The 11,605-nt window shown below is 61.9% G+C and carries 11 protein-coding genes; 6 read left to right on the top strand and 5 right to left on the bottom strand.

Annotation, left to right across the window (positions count from 1 at the left end; genetic code table 11):
* Positions 1 to 28 precede the first annotated feature (28 nt).
* The 6 genes from AC1Z3V_RS12190 to AC1Z3V_RS12215 all read left to right on the top strand — a co-directional run bounded on the left by AC1Z3V_RS12190 (position 29) and on the right by AC1Z3V_RS12215 (position 5,516).
* Complete coding sequence (locus tag AC1Z3V_RS12190; protein ID WP_483499185.1) at positions 29 to 232, top strand: hypothetical protein; 204 nt, start codon at positions 29 to 31, stop codon at positions 230 to 232.
* A 133-nt stretch (positions 233 to 365) separates the two neighbouring features.
* Complete coding sequence (locus AC1Z3V_RS12195; RefSeq protein WP_483499187.1) at positions 366 to 1,166, top strand: SDR family NAD(P)-dependent oxidoreductase; 801 nt, start codon at positions 366 to 368, stop codon at positions 1,164 to 1,166.
* An 87-nt stretch (positions 1,167 to 1,253) separates the two neighbouring features.
* Positions 1,254 to 2,597, top strand: coding sequence for an epoxide hydrolase family protein (locus AC1Z3V_RS12200; protein WP_483499189.1), 1,344 nt, complete (start codon positions 1,254 to 1,256; stop codon positions 2,595 to 2,597).
* 54 nt (positions 2,598 to 2,651) lie between these two features.
* The gene (locus AC1Z3V_RS12205) at positions 2,652 to 3,290 is read left to right on the top strand and encodes a VOC family protein (RefSeq protein WP_483499191.1); all 639 of its coding nucleotides are present in this window, start codon (positions 2,652 to 2,654) and stop codon (positions 3,288 to 3,290) included.
* A gap of 76 nt (positions 3,291 to 3,366) precedes the next feature.
* Positions 3,367 to 4,308 carry a GlxA family transcriptional regulator gene (locus AC1Z3V_RS12210; protein ID WP_483499193.1) on the top strand — a complete coding sequence of 314 codons (942 nt, stop codon included), beginning with the start codon at positions 3,367 to 3,369 and terminating at the stop codon, positions 4,306 to 4,308.
* Between the two features lie 155 nt (positions 4,309 to 4,463).
* Positions 4,464 to 5,516 (top strand): alpha/beta fold hydrolase, encoded by a 1,053-nt coding sequence (locus tag AC1Z3V_RS12215; protein WP_483499195.1) that lies wholly within the window; start codon positions 4,464 to 4,466, stop codon positions 5,514 to 5,516.
* 323 nt (positions 5,517 to 5,839) lie between these two features.
* Here AC1Z3V_RS12215 and AC1Z3V_RS12220 read toward each other — a convergent pair whose 3' ends face one another.
* From AC1Z3V_RS12220 to AC1Z3V_RS12240, 5 genes are all read right to left on the bottom strand, one after another.
* Positions 5,840 to 6,937, bottom strand: a complete 1,098-nt coding sequence (locus AC1Z3V_RS12220; protein ID WP_483499197.1) for an acyltransferase family protein — start codon at positions 6,935 to 6,937, stop codon at positions 5,840 to 5,842.
* A 251-nt stretch (positions 6,938 to 7,188) separates the two neighbouring features.
* Entirely contained in the window at positions 7,189 to 7,554 is a 366-nt protein-coding gene (locus AC1Z3V_RS12225) for a hypothetical protein (RefSeq protein ID WP_483499199.1), read from the bottom strand.
* Positions 7,555 to 8,023: 469 nt separating this feature from the next.
* Positions 8,024 to 9,403, bottom strand: coding sequence for an aminotransferase (locus tag AC1Z3V_RS12230; protein WP_483499201.1), 1,380 nt, complete (start codon positions 9,401 to 9,403; stop codon positions 8,024 to 8,026).
* Positions 9,404 to 9,439: 36 nt separating this feature from the next.
* Positions 9,440 to 10,936, bottom strand: a complete 1,497-nt coding sequence (locus AC1Z3V_RS12235) for an NAD-dependent succinate-semialdehyde dehydrogenase (RefSeq protein ID WP_483499203.1) — start codon at positions 10,934 to 10,936, stop codon at positions 9,440 to 9,442.
* A gap of 118 nt (positions 10,937 to 11,054) precedes the next feature.
* The gene (locus tag AC1Z3V_RS12240) at positions 11,055 to 11,537 is read right to left on the bottom strand and encodes an Lrp/AsnC family transcriptional regulator (protein ID WP_483499204.1); all 483 of its coding nucleotides are present in this window, start codon (positions 11,535 to 11,537) and stop codon (positions 11,055 to 11,057) included.
* Positions 11,538 to 11,605: the final 68 nt, after the last annotated feature.

The following is an 11,605-nucleotide window of genomic DNA, read 5'->3' on the forward strand; positions in this document are numbered from 1 at the left end:
TGAGCCCATATCAAAACAGGAGCAGACCATGCGCACCTTCATCGCAGCTTTTGCCATTGCCGCGCTCGCAGCAACGCCCTGTGCCTGGGACAGTGATCCGAGAGAGCCCGGGGCCCTGGCGGCGATCTTTGCCAGTTCGATGTCCGAGGTGGTGAGCGGCGGTGCCTCGCCGTCGCAGGACGCCGCCTTTCCGGACGAGTTTCTGCACGAGGAAGTCGATGCTGGCCTCTAGGGCCAGCGTGTTCGCGGATGAAGGTAGCCTCACTGCAGAGCGCAGTGGCTTAAAATGCCGGAATTATGACATTTGAGACATCGCTATTCGGCCTTACCATCGAGGCTCCAAACCCAAGGCAAAGGAGCTTGAAATGAACACGAATTCCAAAGGAACTGCATTGATCACCGGCGCGTCCTCCGGCATCGGCGCGATCTATGCCGATCGGCTGGCGCGCCGGGGTTTCGACCTCATCCTCGTTGCCCGTAACCGTGAGCGCCTGAATGACCTGGCCAATCGTCTTGCCGACGAAACCGGGCGCGCCATCGAGGTCGTGCCTGCAGACCTCGGCAAGAAGGAAGGTCTGAAGCGGATCGAAGCTCTGCTTCAGAGCGATGCGAGCATCACGGCACTCATCAACAATGCCGGCGTCGGCGCGACCGCGCCGTTGCTGGCGTCGGATATCGACAAGATGGAGGACATGATCACGCTGAATGTCAGCGCCCTGACGCGGCTGACCTATGCGGCCGCGCCCGGATTTGTCGCACGCGGTACCGGCACGATCGTCAATATCGCTTCGATCGTCGGTGTTGCGCCCGAACTCCTGAACGGCGTCTACGGTGGTACGAAGGCCTTCGTATTGGCGTTCACTCTGTCGCTGCAGAAAGAACTGGCTGGCAACAACATCCGCATCCAGGCCGTGCTGCCCGGTGCGACCGCGACGGATTTCTGGGGCATCGCCGGTACGCCGCTCGACCATGTGCCGAGCGAGATCGTCATGCAGGCCGAGGACATGGTCGATGCAGCGCTTGCCGGCCTCGATCAGGGCGAAGTGATCACCATTCCGGCGCTGCCGGATGCCGGTGATTGGGCGGCCTATGAGGCGGCCCGGCAGAAACTCATGCCGAACCTTTCCAGGAGCGCACCCGCCGCTCGCTACAACGTCGGGGGATAGCCCCGATCTCCTTCCGGCTCCTCCCATCCCGGAATTGCACGGCGATGCCGTCGGCATCGCCTCAACACTCGAACCAGGAGAATGATGATGTCCAGACGCTATTTGCCAATCGCCAAGGGCAATCGCTTGGCCGCCTTCGCGCTGTCGGGAGCGATCGCAATCCTGCTTCCTCCGCTCGCTGCCCATGCCGCAGGGGCTTCTTCGGCGGGCGGTGCTCCAATCGTGGTAGCCGCAAAGCAAGCGGCCGACGAATCCGTTCGGCCGTTCCAGTTCCATGCGAGCGACGCCGCGCTTTTCGACCTCAAGCAGCGCATCGCGGCCACCAGGTGGCCGGATCGTGAATTGGTGAACGACGGCACCCAGGGCGTGCAACTCGCCACCATCCAGAAGCTCGCCGACTATTGGGCGACCAAGTACGATTGGCGGAAGCTGGAGAAGAAGCTCAACGACCTGCCGCAGTTCGTCACCAATATCGACGGGGTCGATATTCATTTCATTCACGTGCGGTCGAAGCACAAGAATGCGATGCCTCTCATCATCACCCACGGCTGGCCCGGCTCGATCATCGAGCAGTTGAAGATCATCGATCCCCTGACCAATCCGACGGCCCATGGCGGCAGCGAGGCTGATGCCTTCGACATCGTCATTCCCTCGCTGCCGGGCTACGGCTTCTCCGGCAAGCCGAATGAACGCGGCTGGGATCCCGTCCGGATCGCCCGGGCCTGGGCGGTGCTGATGCAGCGTCTCGGCTATACTCATTATGTCGCGCAGGGCGGCGACTGGGGGGACGCGGTCACGGAGCAGATGGCTCTGCAGCGGCCGGCCGGCTTGCTCGGAATTCACACCAACATGCCGGCGACCGTTCCGGCCGATATCCAGAAGAGCCTCGATGCCGGCGGCCCGGCACCATCCGATCTTTCGGCCGACGAGCGCCATGCCTATGATCAGCTCGATTTCTTCTACAGGAACGGGTTGTCCTATGCCCAGGAGATGAGCAAGCGTCCGCAGACGCTCTATGGCATCGAAGACTCCCCGATCGGCCTTGCGAGCTGGATGCTCGACCATGACGCCCGCAGCTACGAACTGATCGCCCGCGTCTTCGATGGCCAGTCAGAGGGTCTGACGCGCGATGACGTGCTCGACAATATCGCGCTCTATTGGCTGACCAAGACCGCCGTATCGTCGGCGCGTCTCTATTGGGAGAACAAGCTCGCTTTCTTCCAGCCGAAGGGCGTGCAGATCCCGGTGGCCGTCAGCGCCTTCCCGGACGAGCTTTATCAGGCACCGAAGTCCTGGGCGGAGAAGGCGTTCCCCAAGCTTATCCATTATAATCGCCTCGCCAAGGGGGGACACTTTGCAGCCTGGGAACAACCGGAGGCGCTTGTCGATGAACTGAGAGCTTCCTTCAAGTCCTTGCGTCAACCGAGCTGACGGAAAGGGGCGTGCGGCAAGCGCGCCCGCCGTCGCAACAACAGGAGAAGTGTTATGACACGTGCAGATAGCAACAACAAAGCGCCTTCGGTTGACCTGAAGTTCGAGGTCGCCGTCATTCCGGTCTCGGACGTCGATCGCGCCAAGACCTTCTACGGTCGTCTTGGTTGGCGACTCGATGCCGACTTTCCCGTCGGCGATGCGTTTCGCGTCGTCCAGTTCACGCCGCCGGGCTCGCCGGCGTCGATCCACTTCGGCACGGGACTGACCTCGGCCACTCCCGGCTCGGCCGGCGGTCTCTATCTCGTCGTCTCGGATATTGAAGCCGCGCGTGCCGAACTCGTTGAACGCGGCGCCGAGGTAAGCGAGGTGTTCCACCGCGAAGGCCCCGGAAAGCCGCCGATCGTCGGTCGCGATCCGGCGCGCCGCAGCTACCGCTCCTACGCGACCTTCAGCGACCCCGACGGTAACGGCTGGCTGCTTCAGGAAGTGACCGAGCGTTTGCCCGGACGTGTCGATGGCGACGTTACGGGCTTCGCTTCGGTTGCTGATCTTGCCGCAGCACTGCGTCGCGCCGCCGCCGCGCACGGCGAGCATGAGAAACGCAATGGCGGTGAGCACGATCACAATTGGCCGGATTGGTATGCCGAATACATGGTCGCGGAGCAGGCCGGAAAGCCGCTTCCCGAATAGGCAGCAGCCTCGACCGTCGCGTTTCCCCTATGGCGCAAATATGGTATAAACGACCATTCCAGACAGGGTGTTTGACATGCACCGGATCGGCTACGTCGTCTTTCCAAGGTTCCAGCTCATGGGGTTCGCGGCGGTCACCGCCTTCGAAATCGCCAATCTGGCGCTCGGCGAACAGGCCTACGAGATCGAATTGCTGTCGGAGTTCGGCGGCGAGATCAAGTCGTCCGCCGGCTTCGGCGTCCTGACGAAAGCCTTCGACGAGACGATCTATGACACGGTCATGTTTGGCGCGGGCACCGAAATCGAACCGGTATCTTCCGGACTGGTCGCCTTCGCACGCCACGCGCTGAAGGCCTCGCGGCGGGTGGCCGCGCCTTGCACCGGTGCCTTCATCCTGGCGGAGTCCGGATTGCTCGACGGCCGTCGCGCCACGACCCATTGGGTATTCGCACGTCAGTTGCGGGAGCGTTTCCCCGAGGTGCAGGTCGAGGAAGATCGGATCTTCATCGTCGATGGCAGTGTGTGGACCTCTGCCGGCATGACGGCCAGCATCGATCTGGCGCTGGCGATGATCGAGAAGGATCATGGCGAGGACGTCGCGCGCCAGGTCGCCCGCAAGCTGGTCGTCTATCACCGACGCGCCGGAGGTCAGTCGCAGTTTTCCGCCTTGCTCGAACTGGACCCGAAGTCGGATCGCATTCAGAAATCGGTCAACTATGCCAAGGCCAACCTGCGCAACGTCTTGTCCGTCGAGGAACTGGCGGATGCTGCAGGATTGAGTGCGCGCCAGTTCAGCCGGGCCTTCCGTTCCGAAACCGGACAGTCGCCGGCGAAAGCGGTCGAGCATTTGCGCGTGGAAGCGGCGCGCCTGCTGATGGAGCAGGGGCGCCACTCGATGGACGTGATCGCCGAGGAAACCGGATTCGCCGACAGCGACCGCATGCGTCGGGCTTTTCTGCGTACGCTCGGACAGCCACCGCAGACGATCCGGCGCAATGCGCGCGAAGGCATCGTCTGATCTTAGACGGCAGAGAGCGGCTCCAGGACGATTGTATGAGAGTGTATCCGAGATCTGCCTTTTCTACATGCGCTTTCAATGTGAGCTGCTGAGCACACGACCGCGATACACCGGCACTCCATATCTGATGGCAATTCAGTTCACCGGAGGCAGTCATGTCGGACGAAATCAACCACCCACGCCGCCGTTTCATCGGCGCAATCGCGCTCTCGCTGGCGGCGACGCAGTTCGTTTCGGCAAGCGCCGCCAAAGCGCAATCGGGAAACAGCGAGGCTGCGCGCCTGCCGGCCATCACCCCCGGAACGAACAAGTCCTTTGCTGCAATCAAGCAGATCGATGCGGGTGTCTTGAACGTCGGTTATGCCGAAATTGGCGCCAGCGACGCTCCGGTCGTGATCCTGCTGCACGGCTGGCCCTATGACATCCACACCTATGTGGACGTTGCGCCGTTGCTGGCAAATGCCGGTTATCGCGTGATCGTGCCCTATCTGCGCGGCTACGGAACGACCCGGTTTCTCTCCGCCGACGCACCTCGCAACGGCCAACAAGCGGCGATTGCCGCCGATATGGTCGCTCTGATGGACGCCCTCAAGATCGAGAAGGCAGTCATCGGCGGTTGCGACTGGGGCGCGAGGACCGCCAACATCATCGCCGCCCTCTGGCCCGAGCGTTGCAAGGCCATGGTTTCGGTCAGTGGCTATCTCATCGGCAGCCAGGAGGCGAACAGGACGCCGCTGCCGCCGCAGGCCGAGCTTGCCTGGTGGTACCAGTTCTACTTCGCCACCGAGCGGGGCTATGCCGGCTACAAGCAGAACCACAAGGAGTTCGCCAGGCTGATCTGGAAGCTTGCCTCGCCCAAGTGGAATTTCGACGATGCCACCTTCGACAAGAGCGCCGAGGCGCTCGAGAACCCCGACCATGTCGACATCTCGATCCACAATTACCGCTGGCGCCTCAGTCTCGCCGAGGGCGAAGCAAAGTATGACGACCTCGAAAAGCAGCTCGCCGAATTCCCGACCATTACCGTCCCCACCATCACGCTGGAGGGTGATGCCAACGGCGCTCCGCATCCGGATCCTGCGGCCTATGCCAAGCGGTTCTCAGGCAAGTACGAGCATCGGCTGATCACCGGCGGCATCGGCCACAACCTGCCGCAGGAGGCGCCGTTCGCCTTTGCCGAGGCGATCGTCGACGTCGACCGTTTCTAACCTTTCTCCCGCAGGCTTGGAGGCGCGGATTCCGGTTCCCCGGTCCCGCGCTTCTTCGTGTGCCGATGCATCCCCTACACCTGCGGGCGCTATCTGCGTCTCAACAGTCAAAAAAGGGGGCAATCGGGGTCCGGAAGGAACATCTGGTCGAAAGGAAGAACCGCATGAAAGACGAACCCGGAGCAGCTTTTTGCCGTCGGCTGGTCGGCATGCTTCAACCCGGACTCTTGAGAGTGGGGCGGCAAATTGGTGGGTGATGCCGGCACACTTTTCGGCGCCTGGGTCGCGGCGGAATACTCGAACCTGATCGCGTCCGGAAGCTTCTACACGATCGGCGCGGAAACGTCGGCGTGATGAGTTGATGGCGCAGAAGAGCCTCGCCGTGCGTATGTGGTGCGGAGCTTCAAGAACGGCTGTTCGATGCATCGGTAGCTCAGCGCTGCGATAGGCAAGAAGAGCACAAAAGCCAGCAGGGAAACCACGAGCGAAAGTCCAAATGACATAGGCCCCAGGTAATGCATCACCGTTTTTGCAACGGGGCCATAGTACCAAAAGTGAAGCAGGTAGATCGAATAGGAGACCGTGCCCACGAAGGAGATCCGGGCCGACAGCCCTTTGGGCATCGTGAATTTCGATCCATCGTAGGCGGCAATCATCACAGAGTAGAAAGCGGCCTCCGCAGCGGGAAGATAGATCCATACCGGCGATGCTTGCGTCCCGTAAAATCCGCCGCTGATGTTGAACCAGTGGTAGAAAGTGACAAACGCCAAGGCGACCGGAATGAATACCAGCGGCTGCACGCGTTCACCTCGATAGAGGTGCCAGACATATATCCCGGCGACGAACTGATCGAAGTGGCCGATGATTGTCCAGTAGCCAAGCGGCTGGACCTCGCAGCCGGCGATGAACAGGCTAAGTCGCAAGATGATGGCCGCTGAGATCAGGATCAGCGCCGATGCCCGTCGTAGGCCGATGGCGAAGAGAAGCGCAGGGAGGACGAGGTAGAAGTGCCATTCTACCGCGATGCTCCAAGCGCCGTTCGGCCACCTTGGAAGTATGCTTCCCATCGCGATCCATGCCGCGGCCTCTTGAACCGGTGTTCCATTGGCAACCCAGTTCGTGGCCTTCAGTAACAGGACTCCCGCCAACAAGGGCAGGAGGCGGACGGCCCGGTTCCGCAGGAAGTTTTTATAGATGATCCGTTTCCCGTCCAGCAGCTTGGCGAACAGGTAGCCACTCAGGGTCATGAAGAGCGAAACGCCGGTATGGCCTTCCTCAAGTAATGAGAGCAGCGGCAAGGTCGGGACGTAGCCTACTGGAACGCCGGCAGCATGGATGAAGTGCCAAGTGAACACCATGAAGGCGGCCAACGCTCGGACGTGATCCAGCTTCTCGAAATATTGCTCTGAAGACGATTGCACTCGTCCGCCCCCGCCACCCTGGCTGGAAAATAGCACGGGTCATATCGACACGAAACTCCCCACCCACTGGTCGGCCCATCGACGTTGCTGGGGGGATAGAACGCAGGTAATGAGAATCTTCCTGCCAACTGACCTTGCGCGCCGCGCCATTCGATTTTTGCGCGCCACATATGCGGCGCAATCGCCGGAGGGCTGGATGGATGCATCAGCGCCGATCAGAGCCGCCGGTTGCGCTGTCGTCTTGCAGCGTTTCAAGAAGCACGCTCATTTCTCCGGCAGCTGGCGCGACTGTCGTAGCAGATAGGCCCCAACTCTGCGGCTGCAGCGATATCGGCGAAGAGCAGGCCCACCTCGGCCAAGGTGCCGTCGTCGATGGCGTCTGTTTCGTTCGGGTCGAAATCACGAAGCAGTTCCAGAAGTGCTTCGATCCTTTGGCGCTGCCCGCCGGCCGCGGTAAGCAGGTTCCGCTCGATCCGCTCTCGCTCGAGCCTTTCGATGTCGCGCAGCGCCTTGCCCACGCGGTCTCGGCATTCGCAGTCGATTGCGCTGCTCAGCACCGCACTATGCATGCGCTCGATCGCGCCGCTGATCTCCTCTTTGGATTGGGCCAATGTCATCGCAGGGTCCGCTGTTCGTATTGCATTTGCTCCATGCCCAAGGTTGCGTGGCGGCACTTCCGCCTCTGGGCAAGCTCGATCCGGCATTCTCGGCGTCGAGCCTAAGAGCAAGTGGGGGCCGGGTTGTTTGAACCAGCGCAAAGACGGACAGTTTTCTGCTGCCGAGCTCACAGGTCAGGGCAGCCGAGCGCGAGCGGGGGAGTGGCCTCGTTCTGGTGTTTTGGGAAGATCGCGCAGCGCGCCGGGACGGGCGGGACCTGCAGACGTCCAGATAGCAATCGTCTCGCCGATGGATGTCGCGATACAGCAGACGGAGAGGGAACTCGGGGGAGGATAATCCGGGAGTGTCTCGACCAGATTCGAGCTAAGGCCCGGCCGCTTGCACGGCCGGGCAGGCGAGGATTGGTAACGCACGATCGCGCCATTTGAGCCTCGCCCTCATTTGTCACGTTTTCCTGCTCGCCGGGCTTTACTTCGAGCCGAGCACGGACGTGATCGCATCTGCGGCCGCCTTCACAACGATGTCGGCCTCGTCCCTTGTGAGGCAGAGTGGTGGTGCGAATCCCAGGATATCTCCTTGCGGCATGGCGCGGCCGATGACGCCGCGTTCGAGAAGGGCTGTAGCGACCTGCGGACCGACCTTCTTTGCCGGGTCGAAAAAGATCCGGTCGTCCTTGTCCTCGACGAACTCGATCGCGGCCATCAATCCGTCGCCGCGCACTTCGCCCACATGCTTGTGGCCGCCAAGGGCTTTCGTCAGTTCGGAACGGAAATAAGCGCCCGTGCTGCCAGCATTCTCAACGAGCCCCAACTCATCGATCAGTTCGAGATTGGCAACGCCCGCGGCCGCGCAGATCGGATGGGCGGAATAGGTCCAGCCGTGGCCGATCGCGCCCAACTCGTCCGAACCCTGCACCAGCACCTGCCATACCTTGTCCGAGACGATCGTACCCGAAAGCGGCGCGTACGCAGAAGTGAGGCCCTTCGCAATGGTGATGAGGTCCGGCCGCATGCCGTAGTGGTCGGAGCCGAACATCGTGCCGAGCCGGCCGAAGCCGGTGACGACCTCGTCGGCGACGAGCAGGATGTCGTATTTTTCGAGCACGGCCTGGATCTTCTGCCAGTAGCCCTTCGGTGGCGGCACGATGCCGCCAGTGCCAAGGATCGGCTCTCCGATGAAGGTGGCGATCGTCTCCGGGCCTTCGGCCAGGATCATCTCTTCGAGTTTGTCGGCGCAATCCTGCGAGAACTGCTCTTCATCCATCGACCGGTCCGGGCGGCGGAAGAAATAGGGCGCTTCGGTGTGAAGGATCGGCGCACGCGGCAGGTCGAAGGCGTTATGGAAGAGATGAAGGCCGGTCAGCGAGCCGGTCATGACGCCGGAGCCATGATAGCCGCGCCAGCGGGAGATGATCTTCTTCTTTTCCGGACGGCCGAGAATGTTGTTGTAGTACCAGATCAGCTTGATGTTGGTCTCGTTGGCATCCGAGCCGGAGAGACCGAAATAGACGCGGCTCATGCCTTGCGGCGCACGGTCGATGATCATCTTGGCAAGCGTGATCGAGGCTTCCGTGCCGTGGCCGACATAGGCGTGATAATAGGCAAGATTCTTGGCCTGCGCGGCAATCGCATCGGCGATCTTTTCGCGGCCGTAGCCGACGTTGACGCAATAGAGGCCGGCAAAGGCGTCGAGGCTCGTCCTGCCGTTCGTGTCGGTGATATAGACCCCTTCACCGCCGCCGATGACACGGGTCGGCGTCTCGCCGCGGGCGTGCATGCCCATATGCGTGGATGGGTGGAAGAAGTGATCGCGGTCCCAGGCTGTGAGTTCGTTGCTTCTGTCGAGCATGGTCGTTCCTTTCGCGTATGGATGTGGCGCCCGGGCTCAGGCAGCCGTATCGATGCAGATGTATTTGAGTTCGGTGAAAGCCTCGATGCCGTGGCGCGAGCCTTCACGCCCGAGACCCGACTGTTTCCAGCCGCCGAAGGGGATCGGCCCGCCGGTGATCTTCACGCGATTGATCGCGACCATTCCGTATTCGAGCGCACGGCCAAGCCGAAACTGGCGTGCGCCGTTCTCGGTCACGACGTAGGCGACGAGCCCGTAGTCGGTGTCGTTGGCGCGGGCGATGACGTCGTCCTCGCTATCGAACGCGGTGATGGCGGCAACCGGGCCAAAAGTCTCTTCACGCATGATCAGCGCATCGTCGGGTACATCAGTCAAAAGCGTCGGCTCGTAGAAGAGCGTGCCTGTCCGGTGGCGCTTGCCGCCGGTCAGGAGTTTTGCGCCGCGCTTCAGCGCATCGGCGACCTGTTCTTCCACCTTCGCTATGGCGCGCTCATGCATCAGCGGGCCGATCTCGACACCCGGCTCAAGGCCAGAAGCAACCTTCAGCGCTTCGATGCGCGCCCTGAAGGCCGCCGTGAAGTCCGCGAGCGCGGAACGCTCGACATAGATCCGGTTCGCCGCGAGGCAGTCCTGACCGGACGTCGCGAATTTTGCGGCGATTGCTATGTCGGCAGCCTTTCCGATGTCGGCATCGGCAAAGACGATCAACGGCGCGTGCCCGCCGAGCTCCATGACCAGCCGCTTCATGGTCGAGGCACACTGGCTCGCAATCAGCTTGCCGATTTCCGTCGACCCGGTGAAGCTCATGGCGCGAATGCGCGGATCGGCATTCATGCGGCTGACGATCGTGGCAGCGTCTCCCGTCACCACGCTGAAGACACCGGCTGGAATGCCGGCTCGTTCGCCGAGTTCGGCAAGGGCGAGCGCGGAAAGCGGCGTTTCGCTGGAGGGATGGGCAACGACGGTACAGCCGGCAGCAAGTGCGGCCGCCGCTTTCCGGGTGATCATGGCGGAGGGAAAATTCCACGGCGTCACGATGCCGACCACGCCGAGGGCCTCGCGGCGGACGATCATCTCGGCTCCGGAAAGGTGGCTGGTGACGCCTTCGGCGTTAAGCCGCTTTCCTTCTTCGGCATACCACTCGATGAAGGACGCCGCGTAGTCGATCTCGCCGCGGGATTCGGCAAGCGGCTTGCCCTGTTCCAGCGTCATCAAGAGCGCGAGGTCCTCGCGGGCTTCCAGCATCAGGTCATGCCATCTGCGCAGGATCTGGGCGCGCTGTTGCGGCAGCATGCCGCGCCAGGTGCCAAGCGCTTCGGCGGCGGCCGAGATGGCCTCTCCGGTCTGCTCGGCATCGAGGGCCGCGACCCAGGCGAGTGTTGCCGACGAGGCAGGATCGGTCACCTTGAAGCTCGCGCCTTCACGACCGGCGATCCAGCGGCCTCCGACATAGGAAAGCTCCCGCAAGAGGTGCGGGTCGGCAAGGCGGCTGAGGGCGTCGTGAAAGGTGGTGCGGGCAAATACGGCGGTCATGGCGGCCTCCTTTTGTTGTGCAAAGGAAGTCTGCCAGAGGGACGGCGACAGATTGTCTATAGCCGGGGTGGTCGGTAGAGACTTGAGCCAAAGACAGGGGCGGTCGTAGACAATCTCTCTATTCGGAGGCAGGAAGCAGCGTCTCGAGCGGCAGTACGGTCTCCTCCTTCACCGTCTTGGTGACGATGTAGGTGAAATATCGGTCGATGCCGAGTTCGCGGTCGAGCAGGCTGTCGACGAGGCGCTGATAGGCGTCGATGTCGGGCGCCATGATCTTCAGGATGTAATCGACGCCGCCGCCGACCGACCAGCAAGCGACGATCTCAGGCGTTGCTGTGACTGCTCGCTCGAATCGTTCGAAATCCGCCTGCCGATGATTGGCGAGCGTCACCTCCATCATCACGCTGGCGACCGGCGCGACGCGCCGCACGGCGACGCGGGCATGATAGCCCGTCACGATGCCCGCCTTTTCCAGCTTTCGCAGGCGCAGCCAGCAAGGCGTTGGTGAAAGGCCCGCCTTTTCCGCCAGTGCCAGCTTGGTAATTCGCCCGTTCTGCTGAATCGCTTCAAGGATGCGCAGGTCAATGGCGTCGAGTTTCATTCAGGCGCCCTCCGGGCGAAGATCACGTCAAAGTGGAGAAAAAGACAATGGGAACGCATTTTGGCGTT

It is taken from the genome of Ensifer sp. 38_S197 (assembly GCF_056924495.1).

What these genes read in the sequence shown, in the direction of transcription:
- AC1Z3V_RS12195 (WP_483499187.1), top strand. Translation starts at nt 366, where the DNA reads ATGAACACGAATTCCAAAGGAACTGCATTGATCACCGGCGCGTCCTCC.
- AC1Z3V_RS12215 (WP_483499195.1), top strand. Translation starts at nt 4,464, where the DNA reads ATGTCGGACGAAATCAACCACCCACGCCGCCGTTTCATCGGCGCAATC.
- AC1Z3V_RS12200 (WP_483499189.1), top strand. Translation starts at nt 1,254, where the DNA reads ATGTCCAGACGCTATTTGCCAATCGCCAAGGGCAATCGCTTGGCCGCC.
- AC1Z3V_RS12190 (WP_483499185.1), top strand. Translation starts at nt 29, where the DNA reads ATGCGCACCTTCATCGCAGCTTTTGCCATTGCCGCGCTCGCAGCAACG.
- AC1Z3V_RS12205 (WP_483499191.1), top strand. Translation starts at nt 2,652, where the DNA reads ATGACACGTGCAGATAGCAACAACAAAGCGCCTTCGGTTGACCTGAAG.
- AC1Z3V_RS12240 (WP_483499204.1), bottom strand. Translation starts at nt 11,537, where the DNA reads ATGAAACTCGACGCCATTGACCTGCGCATCCTTGAAGCGATTCAGCAG.
- AC1Z3V_RS12225 (WP_483499199.1), bottom strand. Translation starts at nt 7,554, where the DNA reads ATGACATTGGCCCAATCCAAAGAGGAGATCAGCGGCGCGATCGAGCGC.
- AC1Z3V_RS12230 (WP_483499201.1), bottom strand. Translation starts at nt 9,403, where the DNA reads ATGCTCGACAGAAGCAACGAACTCACAGCCTGGGACCGCGATCACTTC.
- AC1Z3V_RS12235 (WP_483499203.1), bottom strand. Translation starts at nt 10,936, where the DNA reads ATGACCGCCGTATTTGCCCGCACCACCTTTCACGACGCCCTCAGCCGC.
- AC1Z3V_RS12210 (WP_483499193.1), top strand. Translation starts at nt 3,367, where the DNA reads ATGCACCGGATCGGCTACGTCGTCTTTCCAAGGTTCCAGCTCATGGGG.